Genomic DNA, 19,767 nt, shown 5'->3' with positions numbered 1-19,767 from the left:
AGATAAAATAAATATGCCAATTCCTTTAGTAAATTCTATTGCTTCTTGGTTTTTAAAAAAACGATTTCATCAAATCGATTTGTTTTTAAAATACCCTAACGAAGTACAAAACGAGCTGCTTTTAAGTCTTTTAGATTTTGCTAAAAACACTGAGTTTGGTAAAACATATGATTTTGCCTCGATAAAAGATTATAAAACTTTTGCAGAACGTATTCCTATAAATAATTATGATGTTTGGCAGGATGATATTGAGCGCGCTAGAAGTGGTGAAAACAATATTTTTTGGCCAACACCTATAAAATGGTTTGCTAAATCTAGCGGTACTACTCGTGCTAAAAGCAAATTTATTCCTGTTAGTCCTGAATCTTTAGAAGATTGCCATTACGCTGCTAGCAAAGATTTACTTTGTATGTATTTAAATAATAATGAAGATTCACAATTATTTACTGGAAAAAGTCTACGCTTAGGCGGTAGTAAAGAATTGTATAAAGAAAACGGAACTATTTACGGAGATTTATCGGCTATTTTAATTGACAACATGCCTTTTTGGGCAGAATTCAGTAGTACACCAAGTAGCAAAGTATCATTGATGAGCGATTGGGAATATAAAATGCAAGCTATTGTAGATGAAACTATAAATGAAAATGTGACGAGTTTAGCTGGTGTACCGTCTTGGATGCTGGTATTACTTAACAATGTTTTAGAAACAACAGGTAAGAAAAGTTTACTTGATGTTTGGCCTAACCTAGAAGTATATTTTCATGGTGGTGTTAGTTTTACACCTTATGTTGATCAGTATAAAAAAATATTACCGAAAAACAACTTTAAATATTATGAAATTTATAATGCTTCGGAAGGTTTTTTTGCGATTCAAGATCAAAACAATTCAAGTGAATTATTATTGATGCTCGATTATGGTATTTTTTATGAGTTTATTCCTATGGATATTTATGCTTCTTCCAAAGAAAAAGCCATCCCATTAAGCGAAGTAAAACTCAATCAGAATTATGCAGTTATTATTACTACTAATGCAGGTTTATGGCGTTACAAAATTGGAGATACAGTTAGGTTTACTTCATTAAACCCATATAGAATAAAAGTTTCTGGTAGAACAAAACACCATATTAATGTTTTTGGAGAAGAATTAATTATCGAAAATGCAGAAGATGCTTTAAAAAAAGTATGTAAACGTACTAAAGCCGAAATTGTAGATTATACTGCGGCACCAATTTTTATGAAAGGCAGAGAAAAAGGTGCTCATGAGTGGCTTATTGAATTTAAAACACCGCCTAAAGACCTTAATTATTTTAATGAATTATTCGATAATGCTTTAAAAGCTTTAAACTCAGATTATGAAGCAAAACGTTATAATAACCTAACGCTTAATAAACCCAAAATACATATTGCCCGAGAGCGACTATTTTATGATTGGCTAAAACAAAACAATAAATTAGGTGGGCAACATAAAATACCTAGACTCTCAAACACTAGAGATTATATGGATGATTTGTTGAGCTTAAACTCTTAAGCTCAAACCGCTAAAAAGCACTGAAAAACAATTACTTAACGAATTAAACTGCGATTGGTCTAGTAAATTTCATTTTACATTGAGGTTAATACTATTTTTAAAAACTAATTAATCATTAATCCCTCTCACAAAATGAAAACTAGCATTTTAGTTATTATTTGTCTTATCTCAAATTTTATATTTAGTCAAGGCCCTTCTAATCTTATTGCAGGAAATATAAATATTAACACAGCAAAACCCACTTTAACATATACTAGTAATTCTGTTTCATCAAACGAAATAGGAACCAACGGTTTCGAATTTGAAGTTTTAGATGCTGGAGTAAACACTAAATATTCAGAAATTGGCACTGGTTTTTTTAGAAATAAATTGATTATGGTATCGTCTAAAAAACTTGGTGGATTTGCAAAAATTGATTTCAATACCAACGAAGCGTACAAAGAGTTGTTTTGTTTAGACATTAGTAAAAATGGCGCATTAAGCAGACCTTTATTATTTTCAAGAATACTAAACACTAATGATAGTGAAGACCAACTTACATTTTCTCCAGACCAAAAAACCGTTTATTTTACAAGAAGTAGTAGAGACAACTCGCTAGAATATAAATTATACAAAGCCTCCCTTGAAGAAGGTTCCCACGGAAATTGGATAAATGAGGAGCTACTAAATATTAACAGAACCAATGTTTCTATTGAAACTCCTTTTTTAAACAGAACTGGGGATAAGCTATATTTTTCGTCAAATATGCCTGGATCTATTGGAGGTTATGATATTTATGTTTCTAATGTTAATGCAGATGGAACATTAGATACTCCTAAAAATTTAGGACATTCAATAAACACAACCTCCGATGAAAAATACCCATCATTATCTATCGATGGTAAGCACTTATATTTTTCGTCAAAAGGACATCAAAATTTAGGAGGTTATGATTTGTTTGTAAGTAGAATTCTTAGTAATGAAACATACAAAGCTCCAAGAAATCTTGGGAATACAATTAATACAAGTTATGACGAAATTGCCTATTTTTTAGCAATAAAAAATAAAGGCTATGTATCATCAAACAAACCAAATGGTAAAGGTGGTTTTGATATTTATACTGCGGTTAATGATGAAATTATTCAATCTATCGAAGGAAAAGCTATTGATTTAGTTACTAAAATTAAACTTCCTAATACACTCATTATTCTTAAAGATGAAGATAATAATGAAGTAGCAAGACAAATGACTGACGAGTCTGGAGCTTTTAGTTTTGATAATGTTGTTCCTTTTGAATTGTATACACTAAGCGCTGAAAAAGATGGTTTTAAAGATGGTGATTTTAAATTTTTAGCGAATAGAAATTTTGACACCACATACAATAAAGATTTAGAATTAAATACTACCGAACCAGTAATTGCTGAAGTTGATAATGAATTGAGAATTGTATTGGAACATATTTATTTCGATTTTGCTAAATATAGCATTAAAGAGGAATCAACAATTTCTTTAAACAAAATTTTAAAAGTACTTAATGATAAACCAGATATTAAATTAGCAATTAATGCGCATACAGATATTAGAGGAAATGATGCCTATAACTTAAAATTATCTAACAAAAGAGCTGCGTCTGCTGTAATGTATTTAATTAAAAATGGTATTGATAAAAGCAGATTGTCATCAAAAGGTTTCGGAGAAACAAAACCACTGATTGATTGCAAAACAAACTCTTGTACAGATGAAGAGCATCAATCAAACCGACGTATTGAATTTGTTATTTTAGACTAAACAAAATCTGCTATCCGATTAAATGCAGGCAAAAAAAGTGTTTAAACGAGTATTTCGTCTAATCATCTAAAAGCTTAAAAAACACTTTGTGAGCTTCATTAATTAAGTATACTTTTAAAAAGTATTAATTGCTAAACGACATAAGTACAACAAAACATTTTTAATACCCTCATTAAAAAAGTTGCTACTTTCTGATAAAAAAATTATCCATAGTGTCTATTATTAATTAACATCCATAAACAAAAAACCACGCTAAACTAGCGTGGTTTTTTTATATTTTAAATTAATCTTAAAAACTACGAAACTGCTTTAAGCTTCTTTATTGTAGTTTTAGTTAATTTGCCTTCTGCATACATTTTAGTAACGTTAAGCTTCTTTTCGTCACTGCTTGGTAATTCGAACATAGCATCTGTTAATATTTCTTCACATAAAGAACGTAATCCTCTAGCCCCGAGTTTATATTCAATTGCCTTTCCTACTATAAAATCAAGAGCTCCATCAGTTATAGTGAACTCAATTTTATCCATAGCAAACAACTTCTTGTACTGTTTAATGATAGCATTTTTAGGCTCTGTTAAAATAGCTCGTAAGGTTTTTGCATCTAACGGATCCATATATGTTAACACAGGAAGACGTCCAATAATTTCAGGGATTAATCCAAAATCTTTTAAATCTTTAGGAATAATATATTGTAATAAATGGTTTTGGTCGACTACATCATCCGACATTGAAGCACTATAACCAACAGCTTGCATGTTTAGTCGTTTAGAAATAACACGATCAATACCATCAAAAGCTCCACCAGCTATAAATAAAATATTTTCGGTATTAACTTCAATAAACTTTTGGTCTGGATGCTTACGCCCACCTTTTGGTGGTACGTTAACAACGGTTCCTTCTAAAAGTTTTAATAAAGCTTGTTGTACACCTTCACCTGAAACATCACGAGTAATAGATGGGTTATCGCTTTTACGAGCAATTTTATCAATTTCATCAATAAAAACAATCCCCTTTTCTGCTTTCTCTAAACTATAATCGGCGGCTTGTAATAATCGTGTTAAAATACTTTCTACATCTTCACCAACATAACCCGCTTCGGTTAAAACTGTAGCATCCACAATAGCTAAAGGCACATTAAGCATTCTTGCAACTGTTTTTGCCATTAATGTTTTACCTGTACCAGTTTGACCAACCATAATGATATTCGATTTTTGAATTTCGATATCGTCATTTGTTGGTGGTTGTAATAACCTCTTATAGTGATTATAAACAGCAACAGACATTACCTTTTTGGTCATGTCCTGTCCTATTATATATTCGTCTAAAAATTCTTTAATTTGCTGAGGCTTTCTAAGCTTCAACTCAGCAGATAAGTCACTGCTATCTGTTTGTTTAGATTCTTCTATTACAATACCATGCGCTTGCTCTATACAACGATCGCATATATGTGCATCTAATCCAGCTATTAATAAATTCGTTTCAGGTTTTTTACGCCCACAAAACGAACATTCTAATTCTTCCTTTGCCATTAATCTTTATATTTAAGAAGATGAGAATTCTTATAAATCCCTCTATAACAATTTGATAAAATTACAAAAATTTATTTAATTACGAGCTAAAATCTCGTCAATCATACCATATTCCTTAGCTTTATCGGCTTTCATCCAATAATCTCTATCACTATCTTCGTATACTTTGTCGTAATCTTGACCCGAATGCTTACTAATGATTTTGTAAAGTTCTTCTTTTAAAATTAGTATTTCTCTAGCTGTGATTTCAATATCGCTAGCTTGTCCTTGTGCACCACCTAAAGGTTGATGAATCATAACACGTGAGTGTGTTAAACCACTACGTTTTCCTTTTTCGCCAGCACATAATAGTACTGCGCCCATTGACGCTGCCATTCCTGTACAAATAGTTGCTACATCGGGTTTTATAAACTGCATAGTATCATAAATACCTAATCCTGCATAAACACTTCCCCCTGGAGAGTTAATATAAATTTGTATATCTTTTGAGGCATCAGTACTCTCAAGAAACAATAATTGTGCTTGAATAATATTAGCTACCTGGTCATTTATAGCAGTTCCTAAAAAAATGATTCTGTCCATCATTAAACGAGAAAACACGTCGAAAATAGCGATGTTCATCTGGCGTTCTTCAATAATATTTGGTGTAAGATTTGCTGGATACATACTACTAATGATTTTATTGTAATATGTACTGCTAATTCCTTGATCTTTTATCGCGAATTTTTCAAACTCTTTTGCGTAATCCATAATTAATTTAACTAATTTAATTTAACTAAACACTTGATATGCATCAAGATAAGTTAAAATCTGTTTTTATTAGATTGTTTTGTTGAATAAAAAGGCACTTAAATCTATAGATTTAAGTGCCTAAATATAAGGAATTATTCTTTGATTTATTTGTCTCCGTATACTTCTTTAACAAACTTTTCGTAACTTAATTCTTTTACTTTTATGTTTGCTTTTTCTTTGTAAAGCGATAATAGTTTTTGACTTACTAGTTGTTCTGAAATACGACGTGCCTCATCTTGGTTTGATAACACACGGGCAGCTATATCGTCTAGTTCTTTATCTGAAGGGTTCATTTGACCAAATTGAGCCATTTGCCCTTTAATCATCTCACGAGCATGCCCTTTAATATCGTCCATAGTTACTTGAACATTATTCTCTTCAATTAACTTACCTTCAATTAATTGGTAGCGTAAACTTTTTTCAGACTTTTCGTATTCTTCTTTAGCTTGATCTAAGTCCATTTCTTGTTCTCCAGCAGTTTGCATCCATTTTGTTAAAAATTCTGCTGGTAAATCAAATTTTGTGCTTTCAACTAAAAACTCAGTTACATCGTTTAAAAGCTTTTGATCTGCTTGTTGCACAAATTGCTTCTCAGCATCTGTCTTTATTTTTGCTTTTAATTCTGTTACAGATGTTACTTCTCCTTTTCCAAAAAGCTTATCAAATAACTCTTGATTTAAATCTGCTAACTCACGCTTATTAATTTCTGTAATTGTAAAAGACACTTCTATATCTAAATCATGAACATCATCATGACTTAATTTTAAGGCATGCATTAAATCGTGGTCATCTTCAAAAAGACCCTTTGTTTTTAATACTATAACGTCTCCAGCTTTTGCACCAATAAATTGTTTTGCAGTTGCTTTTCCTTTAAATTTATCTAAAGTTAAAGTAACAGTATTATCAATCTCTTTTTCTTCATTAGTATAAGTTCCTGTGATTTCGCTGTCTTTTTCAACAGTATCTTGAGACACTAACTTACCGTATTGTTTTTGAATACGCTCAATTTGCTCGTCAATCATTTTGTCATCAGCAATAATATTGTATTGCGTAATGGCTTTTTTGCTTTTTAGGTTCACATCAAATTCTGGTGCTAAACCCAATTCGAATTCAAAAGAAAAGCCTTCGGCATTCCAATCAATTTCATCTTGTGTTTTTGGTAATGGTTGCCCTAAAACATCTAACTTTTCTTCAGTTAAATATTTATTTAAAGCATCTTGTAAAAGCTTATTTACCTCATCGACTAAAACTGCTTTTCCGTATTGTTTTTTAACCATACCCATAGGCACGTGTCCTTTTCTAAAACCAGGAATATTTGCCGTTTTACGGTAATCTGTTAAGATTTTTTCTACTTTATCGCTATAATCTTCTTTAGCAATATCTACTTTTACTACAGCGTTTAACGCATCAACATTTTCTCTTGTAATGTTCATTTTAAATGATATATAACCTTTAATCAGGTATTTAACAAAAAGGTTTCTTTTATAAAAACCTATAATTTATGTAATCAAAATTGGGATGCAAAAATAATATATTTTTACATCCCAACAAAGTTTTTAAAGCACTGAATTTCAGCCTATTTTTTATCCTCTTTTAAAAGCGAATGCAGTATAGATTGAAGCACCGAAAGCAAAATACTAAATAGTACCGCAATCCAGATGCTACTTACCGAAAAACCTTCAATTAATTTATCTGCTAATAAAATAATTAGTGCATTAATTATTAGTAAAAACAAGCCTAATGTTACAATAGTTATAGGCAAGGTTAAAATAACTAAAATGGGTTTTACAAATAGATTTAACACCGATAAAACTACAGCGACAATAATAGCTGTAATATATGTGTCTACATGTACGCCAGTTAAAAAATATGCGATTACAAATACTGCAATAGCATTTAATAGAAGTTTAATAATAAGTTTCATTTTTAATATTTTTTATATAAATTTCCAAAAAAATTCACGAATGATTAATGAATTAATTTAACACTAAAGATATTAAAATGTAAATTAAAGTACAATGCTTAACGAACAAACTGCATAACAGCATCAAAAAAGTCTTTTGGGTTTTCAGCATGTAACCAATGTCCTGAATTTGCAATAGTAACAATTTTAGCTTTTGGAAAATGGTTTGCAATTAACCTTTCATCGTCAACACCAATATATTCTGATCGATCACCACGTAAAAACAAAGTGTCTTTTTCAAATCTTGAATAGCTTGGTAGTGCTTCGCCAACTTCGGCTACCTCTTCTTTTAAGACTTCTAAATTTACTCGTAATGCTAGTTTTCCTTTTTCAATCCAGTATAAGTTTTTAAGTAAAAATTGACGTGTCCCAAAATCTGATACGTATTCGCTTAAAGCTTTATCGGCTTCACCTCTACTTTTAATAGTATCAAAATCTAACTTAATTAACCCATTTAAAATAGCATCATGATGAACTGGGTAAAATCGAGGCGAAATATCGGCTACCAATAATTTGGATACCAAATTTGGATACTGCGTTGCAAACAACATAGCTGTTTTTCCTCCCATGGAATGCCCCAGTAAAACAATGTCTTTCAAATGATGTTTGTCGCAATAGTGTTTTAAGTCTTCAGCTAAAACTTCATAATTAAAGGTATTGCTCCAAAAACTGCGTCCATGATTTCGCTGATCGACTAAATGCCCCTCGAAACCTTGTTCACTAAGATTTTTACCATGCGTTTTCCAATTATCGCTCATACCTAAAAACCCATGTAGAATGATAAATGGTTGCCCTTCCCCTAAAATGTTTGAATTTAAAATTTCTTCCTTTGCCACAAATTCACGAATATTTATCTATTATTACTGTAAACTGAATACTGCCGACTTATTTAAGCTTATGCAAATACATTTGAATTACATTCTCTACACCTAAATACAAACTTTCTGAAATAAGCGCATGCCCTATTGAAACCTCTAACAATTCAGGGATATTATCTTTAAAAAACTTGATATTGTCTAACGATAAATCGTGTCCTGCGTTAATACCTAAACCTAAACTATTTGCTAATTCAGCACATGCTGTATACGGTTTTATAGCATTTTTATTTCCTAAACTATATTGATGTGCAAAAGCTTCGGTGTATAATTCAATTCTATCTGTTCCTGTTTCTTTAGCACCTTCAATTTGTTCTAAAATGGGATCGACAAAAATAGATGTTCTTATATTATTGTTTTGAAATTGAGCAATAACATCAACTAAAAAATCCTTATGTTTTATGGTATCCCAACCTGCATTACTCGTTATCGCATCAACAGCATCGGGCACCAAAGTAACTTGTGTTGGCTTAACTTCTAAAACCAATTTCACAAAAGAATCTATTGGATTGCCTTCAATATTGTATTCAGTATAAACTTCTGGCTTTAAATCGCGAGCATCTTGATAACGAATATGGCGTTCGTCTGGTCTTGGATGAATGGTTACACCTTGAGCTCCAAAACGTTGTACATCTTTAGCAAACTGAACCACATTTGGCATATCGCCACCTCTGGAGTTTCTTAAAGTTGCTATTTTATTAACATTTACACTTAACTTTGTCATACATAACTTTTAAATAATAGAATTAATTCGAGCTTTTCGTCATTGGCTAAAAAATTCTTCTTTTAAATTTATATTTTATCTTTTTCTTACTTCGTAACTATGCTATGAAGTTCAAAAAAGTTTTCATCTAAATTCGAAAGCTAAAATTTTCGCTTCAATGCAAAAACCCAAATTAATTCTGCAAAAATACAAAGTAGAACACCCTTATATACTATTTTTTTGATTAATTTGCATCTATATTAAATTGAAACAATGAGGCTTTCTGAATTCATTATAAACGATATAAAACCTTTAAATAATAGTAGCAAAATAAGCGATTTGCAATTATTATTTAATCAATTAACCTATTCTCATATTCCAGTTAAAGATGAAAATGACACCTATCTAGGAAGCTTTTCTGAAACCGATGCTCACTGTTTTGAAAGCAATAAACTATTAAGCGAATATACGTACGCACTTGAAGATTTTTACGTTAGAGACACCACCATATGGCTTGATGTATTGGAAGCTTTTGCGAAAAATTCAGCTAATATAATGCCTGTTTTAGACACTAGAAATGTGTATTTGGGCTATTATGAATTAAACGATGTTATTAGCCTCTTTAATGAAACGCCTTTCTTTTTTGAAGCCGGCGGTATTTTAGTTATTGAAAAAGGTTTGCTAGATTATTCCTTTAGCGAAATAAGTCAAATTGTTGAATCGAACAACGGAAAACTTTTAGGTGCTTTTGTTTCTAAAATTAAAAATGATGTGGTTCAAATAACCTTGAAAATTGGCAATTCTAGTCTTAATGATATTATTCAAACTTTCCGCAGATACAGTTATAATATTGTTTCTGGACATGAAGAGGATAGTTACAACGAAAGCCTTAAAGAGCGATCAGATTATTTGAGAAAATATTTAAACATATAAGCTATGAAGGTTGCTGTTTTTGGACGATTTTATAATGAGCGTACAACTATTTCTGTTGAAACACTTTTCAACTATTTAATAAAAAAAGATATTGATGCTTATATAGAAACAGAATTTTTTAACCTTATAAAAAGTAATGAGCAGAATAAAAAAGGTTACACCTCATTTAAAACATTTGATACTTTAGATACCTCTTTCGATTTACTTGTTAGTGTTGGTGGCGATGGTACTATATTAAGAGCCATAACTTTTGTGAAAGATTTAGGCATTCCAATAATAGGAATTAACACAGGTAGATTAGGCTTTTTAGCAACCATTCAAGTTGATGGTATTGAAAATGCTATACAAGATATTATTGATGGTAAATACAAAATATCTGAACGCAGTTTACTTTCCATTGAAACCACTCCAGAAAACAATAATATAACATCACTTAATTTTGCCTTAAACGAAATAACAGTAAGCAGAAAAAACACAACCTCAATGATTACGGTTGAAACCCATTTAGATAACGAATATTTAACATCGTATTGGAGTGATGGTTTAATTGTTTCAACACCAACAGGTTCAACTGGGTATTCTTTAAGTTGTGGTGGCCCCGTTATAACACCTGGCACCAATAGTTTTGTATTAACACCTATTGCACCACATAATTTAAGTGCTCGCCCACTTGTAGTTCCAGATACCACCGAAATACAACTTAGAGTAAATGGTAGAGAAGAGCAACATTTAGTATCACTCGATTCTAGAATCGCGACTTTAGATAATGGTACTTTAATTAAAATAAAAAAGGCATCATTCAAAATTAAAATGATAGACCTTTTAAATGAAAGCTTTTTAGACACCCTTCGCAAAAAACTACTTTGGGGCGAAGACAAGCGTAATTAGGCAATATTTCAAAAAAAAATCTGTTTTACTCTCATACAATTTAGCTCAAATAGGAGTTTAATTAGTATTGAGCTAATCTTATTTATTATATTTGCAAACTTTGAATATTTATGAAGCATTTAACAGTACTGATATTAAGCATTTTAAGCTTTCAATTAAGCCATTCGCAAATTAACGAAATTGGTATTTTTGTTGGTGGCAGTAATTTTATTGGAGATGTAGGTGCTACTAACTACATTTCACCAAACAGTCCTACTTTTGGATTAATGTATAAATGGAATGCAAGCCCAAGACATTCTTGGAGAGCATCGTTGATATATTCTGATTTGAAAGCTAACGATATAGATTCAGACGACCCAAGGCGTATTCAAAGAGGTTATAACTTTGACTCGAATTTATTAGAAGTTTCAGCTGGTATAGAATTTACTTTCTTTGATTTTAATTTGCACACCGGCGAAAAAGTTGCAACACCCTATATATATACAGGTATAAGTGTTGCAAATCACGATAACCATTATTTTTTTAATGGCGTTCAAACTTCAGAAAGCAATTCGAGTTGGGCATACGGTATACCAATGGCTTTGGGCTTAAAGGCAAACTTGTTAGGCAACATTGTTATGGGGATTGAGGTTGGTGCTCGCTACACATTTTCGGATGAAATTGATGGAAGTATTCCTGATAGTATAGCAAATCAGCAGTTCAGATTTGGCAATATAAATAATAACGATTGGTATGTGTTTTCGGGCGTAACACTAACCTACACTTTTGGTTTAAACCCCTGTTATTGTCCTTCAAATTAAAATGAATTTAAAAGAAAACATACAAACTAAAACGCTACCAAAGCACATTGCCATTATTATGGATGGTAACGGACGATGGGCAAAACAAAAAGGTATGTTGCGAGCTTTTGGTCATGAAAATGGCACAAAATCAGTTCGCGAAACGGTTGAAGCTTCAGCAGAACTTGGTATAAAAAATTTAACACTTTATGCATTTTCCACCGAAAATTGGAACCGACCAAAACTAGAAGTGCAAACGCTAATGAAACTTTTAGTGTCCTCATTAAAAAAGGAAATAAAAACACTTCAAGATAATAATATTAAACTTGCCGCTATTGGTAATTTACAAACACTTCCAAAAAAAGTTTATAAAGAACTGAATGAAGTTATAGAAAGCACAAAAAGTAATAATAGAATGACTTTAACCCTAGCTTTAAGCTATGGCTCTAGGGAAGAAATCCTAAATACTGTTAAAGAGATTAGCATTAAAGTTAAAAATAATATAATTTCGCCAGAAAAAATTGATGAATCGATTATTAATGAGCATCTTTACACGCAAAATTTGCCAGATGTAGATTTGCTTATAAGAACTAGTGGCGAACAACGTATAAGCAATTTTTTATTATGGCAAATTGCTTATGCAGAATTGTACTTTACTAGTACGCTTTGGCCAGATTTTACAAAGCAACATTTGTACGAAGCTATTATTGAATATCAAAAAAGAGAACGACGATTTGGGAAAACAAGTGAACAACTTAGCTAATATTTTATCTTTGACAACTTTAAAACACTGTTTATTAGCAATAATAACCTTATGTAGTTTTAACATTCAAGCACAAGAATTACCATATAATAATGGTAAAAAATACACCTTAGGAGGTATTACAGTTTCTGGTAACACCAGTTTTAGCGAGCAAACTATTGTTACTTATTCTGGTTTAAGAAAAGGTAAGGAAATGACTATTCCTGGAGAAGACATTAGTACTGCCATAAAAAAACTTTGGAACTCAAAACTGTTTAACGATATAGAAATTTACATCACTAAAATTGAAGGTAATGTAGCGCATTTAGAAATTAGATTGTCTGATTTACCACAACTTAACGAGCTAAAAATTAACGGTGTTAAAAAAGGTAAAAAAGAAGGCATTATTAAAGACACAGGTTTAGATAAAGGCACAAAAGTAACCGAAAATCTTATTACAAATACCAAAAACTTCTTAACTAAAAAATATAAAAAAGAAGGTTACTACAATTCTAAAACACTTATCAATACCATTGATGTAAAAGACTCTTTAGAAACAGCTAGAGTTAATATGGTAGTAAATATAGATAAAGGCGAAAAAGTTAAAGTTAAAGATATTGTATTTAGCGGCAACACTATTTTAAGTGATAAAAAGCTTAGAAAAGCCATGAAAAATACAAAAAAGATAAACCGCTTACGTATATTAAAACGTTCAAAATTTATTGATTCTGCTTATCAAGAAGATTTATCTAAAGTAATTGATAAATACAAAGAAAACGGTTATAGAGATGCTCGTATTTTATCTGACAGCTTAATTATTAACGACGATAAAAAAACAGTATCACTTCATATAAATGTTAATGAAGGCGAACAATATACTTTTGGCGATATTACCTTTATTGGTAATACCGTTTATAGCAATGAATATTTACGCAGATATTTACGGATTAACAAAGGTGATACTTATAATGGTGTTGAGTTGCAAAAACGTATTGCAGATGACACAAAACCAGATGCAATAGACATTACAAATCTGTATCAAAATAGCGGATATTTATTCTCTTCTATAAACCCCGTTGAAGTCAATGCAGAAAACAATGTTATTGACATGGAAATTAGAATATCTGAAGGAAAACCAGCCTATTTTAATAAAGTATCGGTTGTTGGAAACGATAAAACTAACGACCATGTTATTTACAGAATGTTACGCACACGCCCTGGGCAGCTATACAGTAAAGAAAATGTGGTGCGTTCGGTTAGAGAGCTTGGGCAATTAGGCTTTTTTGATGCTCAAGAAATCTCACCAAACTTTAACAACCCAAACCCAAACGAAGGGACTATAGACATGGAATATGCTGTTAAAGAAACAGGATCTAGTCAAATAGAATTACAAGGCGGTTACGGTGGTGGCGGATTTATTGGAACATTAGGGCTTTCTTTTAATAACTTTTCTATAAAAGACATCTTTAAAAAAGATGCTTATAAGCCTATCCCAATGGGCGACGGACAAAAACTAGCGTTACGTTTACAAGCAAGTCGTTTTTACCAAACCTATAGTTTCTCATTTTCTGAACCTTGGTTAGGTGGAAAAAAACCGGTACAGTTTTCAACATCCTTATCGCACACAAAACAATTTTTATATAACCCAATTACAAGAAATGCTGATAAAACCAGACGTTTTAATATAACTGGGATTACTGTAGGTTTAGCAAAACGTTTAACTGTTCCAGATGATTATTTTACATTATCGCAAGCCGTAAGTTATCAACGCTATGACTTAAATAATTACAACACTGGATTATTTACTTTTGGTAATGGTTATTCTAACAACTTATCTTATACAGTTGGTCTAAGCAGAAACAATACTAGAATAGACCCTATTTACCCAACTGGTGGTTCAAGTTTCTCGGCAACTGCAAAACTATCTATTCCTTATTCATTATTTAATAATGTAGATTATAAAACGCTTAAAGATGAACGTGACGATTTAGAAGTTATTATTGGTGACGGTACAAATACAGTTGAAGAAAGAACTGAAGCTTCAGATAGAGTTGGAGAAATAGATCAAGAACGTTACAAATGGTTAGAGTTTTATAAAATAAACTTTAAAGCAGATTGGTATGCAGAGATTGTTAAAGACCTGGTATTAAAACCAAGTGCAGAATTCGGTTTTTTAGGCGCTTATAATAATGATAGAGGCGTTATTCCTTTCGAACGTTTCTTTGTTGGTGGTGATGGTTTAGGCAGTTATAGTTTAGACGGAAGAGAATCTATTGCACTTCGTGGATACCCTAATCAATCGTTATCTGATCAAGATGGCGGCACCATTTACAACAAGTTTTCATTAGAGCTTCGTTACCCAATTACATTAAAAGCATCAGCTAAAATATATGCATTAGGCTTTGTAGAAGGTGGTGCATCTTATAATAGTTTTAGAGATTACAACCCATTTAGCATTAAACGATCTGCTGGTTTAGGTATTCGTATTTTTATGCCTGCATTTGGTTTATTAGGTATCGATTTTGGTCATGGATTTGATGCATTACCAGGCGAAACTGTAAAAAATGGTTGGGAAACTCACTTTATAATTGGACAACAGTTTTAATTTTTGGCACGATATTTTCTAATAACAATTCGATGATTTGAATAAGAATTGAAATTTTTCAGATTAAAATTCGTTAATTTTGAAAATACAATTCGAAAAGATGAATAATCACATGAAATCAAAAGTTCTTTTTTTACTGACAGTAATTTTCACATTAAGCCTTTCACTACATGCGCAACGTGGTGTAAGAATTGGTTACATAGACACAGAGTATATTTTAGAAAATGTTCCAGAATATCAAGAAGCTATCTCGCAATTAGATGATAAGGCTCAAAAATGGAACACAGAGATTCAATCTAAACTGAGTGCTGTTGAACAAAAACGCAAAGATTTAAGTAACGAAAAAGCACTTTTAACAAAAGAGCTTATTGATGAGCGTGAAGAAGATTTAACTTTTGAAGAACAAGAAATATTAGATTACCAACAAAAACGTTTTGGGCCAAATGGCGATTTAATGATTCAGAAAAAGCAATTGATGCAGCCTATTCAAGATCAGATTTTTGCCGCAGTGCAAGATTTGGCCGGAAGCAGAAAGTACGATTTTATATTTGATAAATCTGCCGATGTTGTAATGTTATATTCAGCAAAACAATTCGATTTAAGCGAACAAATATTAAGAAGTATAAAAAGAGCATCTAAACGCAAACAAGTACAAACTAAAGCTGAACGAAAAGCAGCCGAAGACGAAGAAGTAGTTCCAGAAGTGAATTTAGAATTAGAAGAACGCGAAAAAGCATTAGAAGAAAAGAAGGCAGCTCGTGAAAGCGCGGTTGAAAAAGCAAGACAAGAAAAATTAGCAGCTCGCGAAGCTAAGGTAAAAGCTGCCGCAGAAAGACGCCAAAAAATATTGGACGATCGTGCTAAAGCGAAACAAGCTAAGTTAGATACACAAAATAAAACAACAAGTACTGAAACAGGGAAATCTGCCGATGAAAAACCCACTGGAGAAACCAAAACAAAAGCACAACTTATTGAGGAAAACAGACAGAAAAAATTAAAAGAAAGAAAAGAAAGAAAAAAAGCACTTGAAGACAGAAAGAAAAAAATATTAGAAGAACGCCAAAAGGCAAAAGACAGTATAAACAACAATTAACAAAACAATTTATAACACATTAATACTATTTAAAAATGAAACAAATTAAAACTATTTTATTAGCAACGGCATTATGTATAGGAACTGTTAGTTTTACACAAGCCCAAAATAAAGTTGCCCATATAAATACGCAAGAATTAATAAGTGCTATGCCAGAAATGAAAGCAGCACAAACGCAACTTGAAACCTTAGGCAAAACTTACCAAACAGATATTCAAAATATGGCTACTGAGTTTCAAACTAAAGTAAAGCAATACGATGCTGAAGCTTCTACAAAAACTCAAGAAGAAAATACTAAAAGAGCTCAAGAAGTACAAACTATGGAGCAAAATATTCGTCAATTTCAAGGGCAAGCACAACAAGATTTACAAGCTAAAGAATTAGAGCTTTTAAAACCTATAACAGAGAAAGCTAAAACAGCTATTTTAAAAGTAGCTAGAGCTCAAGGTTTTGAATACGTTTTAGATTCTGCACAAGGTGTAATGATTATGTCTGATGGTAAAAACTTACTGGATGATGTAAAAAAAGAATTAGGCATTTAAACATTCTACTTTATTAAAAATAATTTAAAAGCTACCTTAAACAAGGTAGCTTTTTTATTTTTATTACCTAAATTTATGGACTTATGAGTAAACTTCCTATTGGTATTTTCGATTCTGGTGTTGGCGGCACGTCTATTTGGAAAGAAATTCATTCTCTTTTACCTAACGAAAATACGATTTATTTGGCCGATAGCATTAATGCGCCCTATGGTCCAAAAGGAAAAGAAGCCATTATAAAATTGAGCATAAAAAACACCGAATACTTACTGAGCAAAAACTGTAAACTTATTGTTGTAGCTTGTAACACCGCAACCACCAATGCCATTGACTATTTACGCAAAACCTATACTGTGCCATTTATCGGCATTGACCCTGCCATAAAACCGGCGGCTTTGCAAACCCAAACTAACGCGATTGGGATTTTAGCTACCAAAGGTACTTTAAGCAGTACGTTATTCTCGAAAACCTCGGGGTTATTTGCCAGTAATATTAATGTGCTTGAACAAGTTGGAGAAGGTATTGTAGAACTTATTGAAAGCGGAAAATTACATTCGGAGGAAATGCGAACCTTATTGAAACTGTACTTACAACCCATGCTTGATGCTCACATTGATCACTTGGTTTTAGGCTGTACGCATTACCCGTATTTTATGCCCATATTGATTGAATTACTACCAAATCATGTTAGGATTATAGATTCTGGTGAAGCGGTTGCAAGACAAACTAAAGCTGTTTTAGAACAGCGTGGTTTGCTAAATACTGAAACATTACATTCTAAAAATAAGCTCTTTACTAATGGAAATCCTGATGTGATGCAATCGCTTTTAGATGGAAAATTTAATGTGGATTATCTGGATTTTTAATTAGAATGTCATTATGAGGAGTCCAACGACGTGATAATCTCATGATTGATTGACAGATTGCCACATTATGTATCCTCACTATGACGTAAAAAAAGATATAACCCTTCGGACTTCGCTCAGGATAAACTCAAGCGCGACCATTCGCCTTGAGCGAAGTAGAAGGGTGTGGTAACGCCCTAAAACATGAAATGATGGGATTCTGAAACTAGTTCAGGATGACGAAAAGCTACTCTTTAAACCAACCCGAATACTTTATATAATTGTTAGCAATACGGTCTATTTCGCCCGAAATGAGTTCTTGGCTAATATCCTTCACTTTCTTTGCTGGAACGCCAGCGTAAATACTGCCCGCTTCTACTCTTGTGTTTTGCGTTACAACCGCGCCAGCTGCAATAATGCTATTGCTTTCTACAATACAATCGTCCATAATAATGCTACCCATACCTACCAAAACATTGTCGTGAATGGTGCATCCGTGCACGATAGCATTGTGACCAATGGACACATTATTACCAATAGTAGTGGGCGATTTTTGATAGGTGGCGTGTATAACTGCGCCGTCTTGTACGTTGACTTTATTGCCCATTTTTATGTAATGGACATCGCCACGAATTACGGCACTAAACCATACACTACATTGGTTGCCCATAACAACATCGCCAACAATAGTGGCATTTTCGGCAACGTAACAATCGTTTGGTATTTGTGGTGATTTTCCGTTTACTGGTTTTATTATTGGCATCTATGTATTGTTTAGTTGTTAATTCGTTTAGTTGTTTTAGTAAGGTGTCAAATTTATGAGATTTCTGCTTTCGCAGGAATTTGTTATTTAAAATATGATAACAAAGCTGATTTTTTTGATGCCGAAACCATAATCTCCTTACCGTTGCTAAGTATTACGCTTCCGCCTTTGCCTTTCATGTATTTTACCACTTCGTTTACATTGACCAAGTGCGATTTGTGCACGCGTGCAAAACCACTATCCTTTAAAATATCTTCAAAATATTTAAGTGTTTTACTTACCACTTTCTTTTTATTGGCATTAAGGTAGATTTCGGTGTAGTTATCGTCGGCTTTACAATACAGAATATCGGAAGTGTCGATAACCTCGAAACCGTTTTGCTGCGGAATGGTTATTTTTCCGTTAACCGTATTAGTTTTTGGAACCAATACTTGGTTTTGGAGAGCCTCTTCTTTCGTTTTTATTTCGGTAACGTAATCGACGGCTTTGATGAGCTCGTCGATGGAAATAGGTTTCATTAAATAATAGGAGGCGTGGGCGTTTAAAGCGTCTATCGCATAATGATTGTACGCGGTTACAAATACGGTTTCAAAATTGATATCGCCTACTTTATCGAGCAAATCGAAGGCGTTGCCATAGGGCATTTCCACATCGAGGAATACCAAATCCAAATCGTTGTTTCTAATTAACACCAAGGCTTCTTCAACATTTTCTGCTTCGCCCAAAACCGTAACATTTGGGCAGTATTTTTTGAGGTAATTATTTAAAATTTGTCTGCTTGTTTCTTCGTCTTCGACTATGATTGAGGTTAATTTCATATTTTTTTAATTTGCCACAAATTCACTAATTGTTTTTTATTTCTTCTTTCAATTCTTTTATCTGATTTTTTGTTCGCCAGTATTCATTTGCAATATTAAATCCTTCTTCTTCAATCAATGGTAGCATATTCAAATCATTTATATATTTTTCTTTATCCTTACCATTCATTATTTTTAATTGTTTTGTGTATGCTTTTCCTTCTAAACTATTTTTATAATAAATAAATCGGTTAAACAGTTCACAACAAGGATCGATTTCTTTCTTTTCACCTTTGTAAAGCAAAGGAAAAAGTCCGCTCATTTTTTCTAAAACTATTTCTTCGTTTAGCACATAAAGCTCAAGGATAGCATCTACTAAATTAAATTCATCTTTATAGGTTCCTTTGATTTTTTGGAAACCATTTGAATCTTTTTGATAATAATCAAAAACAGATTCAATTCCGTTTTCCATTAAAGTTTTTGTTGACTCTATTTTAGCTGTCTTTTCATACGCCATAATAGTTTCATCAATCTCTTTAACCCAATCCTCACGATTATCTATGATTTCATTTTGACAAGAAACCAATAAAGTAATTAATACAAACCCTAATAATTTAATTTTCATT

Annotated in this window: 19 protein-coding genes; 10 read left to right on the top strand and 9 right to left on the bottom strand. The window is 32.1% G+C overall.

The annotated features are described in order from the left end of the window. The first annotated feature begins 13 nt into the window (after nucleotides 1-13). Both RG22_RS10205 and RG22_RS10200 read left to right on the top strand, forming a co-directional pair. Entirely contained in the window at nucleotides 14-1,528 is a 1,515-nt protein-coding gene (locus RG22_RS10205) for a GH3 auxin-responsive promoter family protein (protein WP_034042949.1), read from the top strand. Nucleotides 1,529-1,660: 132 nt separating this feature from the next. Then, a complete protein-coding gene (locus RG22_RS10200; RefSeq protein ID WP_034042948.1) occupies nucleotides 1,661-3,295 on the top strand; it encodes an OmpA family protein in 1,635 nt (544 codons plus the stop codon). Between the two features lie 296 nt (nucleotides 3,296-3,591). Here the strand turns inward: RG22_RS10200 and clpX are convergent, their stop codons facing one another. The 6 genes from clpX to RG22_RS10170 all read right to left on the bottom strand — a co-directional run bounded on the left by clpX (nucleotide 3,592) and on the right by RG22_RS10170 (nucleotide 9,178). After that, entirely contained in the window at nucleotides 3,592-4,824 is a 1,233-nt protein-coding gene (clpX, locus tag RG22_RS10195; RefSeq protein ID WP_034042947.1) for an ATP-dependent Clp protease ATP-binding subunit ClpX, read from the bottom strand. A 75-nt stretch (nucleotides 4,825-4,899) separates the two neighbouring features. Next, on the bottom strand, nucleotides 4,900-5,574 hold the full coding sequence (clpP, locus tag RG22_RS10190) for an ATP-dependent Clp endopeptidase proteolytic subunit ClpP (RefSeq protein ID WP_034042946.1): 675 nt from the start codon (nucleotides 5,572-5,574) through the stop codon (nucleotides 4,900-4,902). A gap of 146 nt (nucleotides 5,575-5,720) precedes the next feature. Next, nucleotides 5,721-7,049 carry a trigger factor gene (tig, locus tag RG22_RS10185; protein WP_034042945.1) on the bottom strand — a complete coding sequence of 443 codons (1,329 nt, stop codon included), beginning with the start codon at nucleotides 7,047-7,049 and terminating at the stop codon, nucleotides 5,721-5,723. 143 nt (nucleotides 7,050-7,192) lie between these two features. Next, nucleotides 7,193-7,540, bottom strand: a complete 348-nt coding sequence (locus tag RG22_RS10180) for a phage holin family protein (protein ID WP_034042944.1) — start codon at nucleotides 7,538-7,540, stop codon at nucleotides 7,193-7,195. Nucleotides 7,541-7,638: 98 nt separating this feature from the next. Then, on the bottom strand, nucleotides 7,639-8,415 hold the full coding sequence (locus RG22_RS10175; RefSeq protein ID WP_034042942.1) for an alpha/beta fold hydrolase: 777 nt from the start codon (nucleotides 8,413-8,415) through the stop codon (nucleotides 7,639-7,641). 49 nt (nucleotides 8,416-8,464) lie between these two features. Next, nucleotides 8,465-9,178, bottom strand: a complete 714-nt coding sequence (locus tag RG22_RS10170; protein ID WP_034042941.1) for a pyridoxine 5'-phosphate synthase — start codon at nucleotides 9,176-9,178, stop codon at nucleotides 8,465-8,467. A 252-nt stretch (nucleotides 9,179-9,430) separates the two neighbouring features. Here RG22_RS10170 and RG22_RS10165 point away from each other — a divergent pair, with 252 nt between their 5' ends. From RG22_RS10165 to murI, 8 genes are all read left to right on the top strand, one after another. After that, complete coding sequence (locus RG22_RS10165; RefSeq protein ID WP_034042937.1) at nucleotides 9,431-10,090, top strand: CBS domain-containing protein; 660 nt, start codon at nucleotides 9,431-9,433, stop codon at nucleotides 10,088-10,090. 3 nt (nucleotides 10,091-10,093) lie between these two features. Continuing rightward, nucleotides 10,094-10,978, top strand: a complete 885-nt coding sequence (locus RG22_RS10160) for an NAD kinase (protein ID WP_034042936.1) — start codon at nucleotides 10,094-10,096, stop codon at nucleotides 10,976-10,978. 110 nt (nucleotides 10,979-11,088) lie between these two features. After that, a complete protein-coding gene (porG, locus tag RG22_RS10155; RefSeq protein ID WP_034042935.1) occupies nucleotides 11,089-11,778 on the top strand; it encodes a type IX secretion system protein PorG in 690 nt (229 codons plus the stop codon). A 1-nt stretch (nucleotide 11,779) separates the two neighbouring features. Beyond that, nucleotides 11,780-12,520, top strand: a complete 741-nt coding sequence (locus RG22_RS10150; RefSeq protein WP_034042934.1) for an isoprenyl transferase — start codon at nucleotides 11,780-11,782, stop codon at nucleotides 12,518-12,520. Next, nucleotides 12,492-15,104, top strand: coding sequence for an outer membrane protein assembly factor BamA (gene bamA / locus RG22_RS10145; RefSeq protein ID WP_034045970.1), 2,613 nt, complete (start codon nucleotides 12,492-12,494; stop codon nucleotides 15,102-15,104). The genes RG22_RS10150 and bamA overlap by 29 nt, the downstream gene beginning before the upstream one ends. A 112-nt stretch (nucleotides 15,105-15,216) precedes the next feature. Then, nucleotides 15,217-16,197 carry an OmpH/Skp family outer membrane protein gene (locus RG22_RS10140; RefSeq protein ID WP_034042933.1) on the top strand — a complete coding sequence of 327 codons (981 nt, stop codon included), beginning with the start codon at nucleotides 15,217-15,219 and terminating at the stop codon, nucleotides 16,195-16,197. 35 nt (nucleotides 16,198-16,232) lie between these two features. Next, the gene (locus RG22_RS10135; RefSeq protein WP_034042932.1) at nucleotides 16,233-16,739 is read left to right on the top strand and encodes an OmpH/Skp family outer membrane protein; all 507 of its coding nucleotides are present in this window, start codon (nucleotides 16,233-16,235) and stop codon (nucleotides 16,737-16,739) included. 83 nt (nucleotides 16,740-16,822) lie between these two features. Beyond that, nucleotides 16,823-17,602 carry a glutamate racemase gene (gene murI, locus RG22_RS10130; RefSeq protein ID WP_034042931.1) on the top strand — a complete coding sequence of 260 codons (780 nt, stop codon included), beginning with the start codon at nucleotides 16,823-16,825 and terminating at the stop codon, nucleotides 17,600-17,602. 226 nt (nucleotides 17,603-17,828) lie between these two features. On the opposite strand, the gene RG22_RS10125 is transcribed toward murI, so the two are convergent. From RG22_RS10125 to RG22_RS10115, 3 genes are all read right to left on the bottom strand, one after another. Further along, entirely contained in the window at nucleotides 17,829-18,344 is a 516-nt protein-coding gene (locus RG22_RS10125; protein ID WP_034042930.1) for a gamma carbonic anhydrase family protein, read from the bottom strand. A gap of 83 nt (nucleotides 18,345-18,427) precedes the next feature. Next, nucleotides 18,428-19,162, bottom strand: coding sequence for a LytR/AlgR family response regulator transcription factor (locus RG22_RS10120; protein ID WP_034042929.1), 735 nt, complete (start codon nucleotides 19,160-19,162; stop codon nucleotides 18,428-18,430). A 25-nt stretch (nucleotides 19,163-19,187) separates the two neighbouring features. Continuing rightward, nucleotides 19,188-19,766 (bottom strand): hypothetical protein, encoded by a 579-nt coding sequence (locus RG22_RS10115; protein ID WP_034042928.1) that lies wholly within the window; start codon nucleotides 19,764-19,766, stop codon nucleotides 19,188-19,190. Nucleotide 19,767: the final 1 nt, after the last annotated feature.

This window comes from Wocania ichthyoenteri Th78 (assembly GCF_000789235.1).
GTDB lineage: Bacteria > Bacteroidota > Bacteroidia > Flavobacteriales > Flavobacteriaceae > Wocania_A > Wocania_A ichthyoenteri.
Note: the sequence above shows the minus strand (reverse complement) of the source record. Positions and strands in the feature narration are given on the sequence as shown.

Bases quoted from the DNA above. Each gene is read 5' to 3' on its own strand.
- RG22_RS10205 (WP_034042949.1), top strand. From the start codon at position 14: ATGCCAATTCCTTTAGTAAATTCTATTGCTTCTTGGTTTTTAAAAAAA.
- RG22_RS10200 (WP_034042948.1), top strand. From the start codon at position 1,661: ATGAAAACTAGCATTTTAGTTATTATTTGTCTTATCTCAAATTTTATA.
- clpX (WP_034042947.1), bottom strand. From the start codon at position 4,824: ATGGCAAAGGAAGAATTAGAATGTTCGTTTTGTGGGCGTAAAAAACCT.
- clpP (WP_034042946.1), bottom strand. From the start codon at position 5,574: ATGGATTACGCAAAAGAGTTTGAAAAATTCGCGATAAAAGATCAAGGA.
- tig (WP_034042945.1), bottom strand. From the start codon at position 7,049: ATGAACATTACAAGAGAAAATGTTGATGCGTTAAACGCTGTAGTAAAA.
- RG22_RS10180 (WP_034042944.1), bottom strand. From the start codon at position 7,540: ATGAAACTTATTATTAAACTTCTATTAAATGCTATTGCAGTATTTGTA.
- RG22_RS10170 (WP_034042941.1), bottom strand. From the start codon at position 9,178: ATGACAAAGTTAAGTGTAAATGTTAATAAAATAGCAACTTTAAGAAAC.
- RG22_RS10165 (WP_034042937.1), top strand. From the start codon at position 9,431: ATGAGGCTTTCTGAATTCATTATAAACGATATAAAACCTTTAAATAAT.
- RG22_RS10160 (WP_034042936.1), top strand. From the start codon at position 10,094: ATGAAGGTTGCTGTTTTTGGACGATTTTATAATGAGCGTACAACTATT.
- porG (WP_034042935.1), top strand. From the start codon at position 11,089: ATGAAGCATTTAACAGTACTGATATTAAGCATTTTAAGCTTTCAATTA.
- RG22_RS10150 (WP_034042934.1), top strand. From the start codon at position 11,780: ATGAATTTAAAAGAAAACATACAAACTAAAACGCTACCAAAGCACATT.
- RG22_RS10140 (WP_034042933.1), top strand. From the start codon at position 15,217: ATGAAATCAAAAGTTCTTTTTTTACTGACAGTAATTTTCACATTAAGC.
- RG22_RS10135 (WP_034042932.1), top strand. From the start codon at position 16,233: ATGAAACAAATTAAAACTATTTTATTAGCAACGGCATTATGTATAGGA.
- murI (WP_034042931.1), top strand. From the start codon at position 16,823: ATGAGTAAACTTCCTATTGGTATTTTCGATTCTGGTGTTGGCGGCACG.
- RG22_RS10125 (WP_034042930.1), bottom strand. From the start codon at position 18,344: ATGCCAATAATAAAACCAGTAAACGGAAAATCACCACAAATACCAAAC.
- RG22_RS10120 (WP_034042929.1), bottom strand. From the start codon at position 19,162: ATGAAATTAACCTCAATCATAGTCGAAGACGAAGAAACAAGCAGACAA.
- RG22_RS10115 (WP_034042928.1), bottom strand. From the start codon at position 19,766: ATGAAAATTAAATTATTAGGGTTTGTATTAATTACTTTATTGGTTTCT.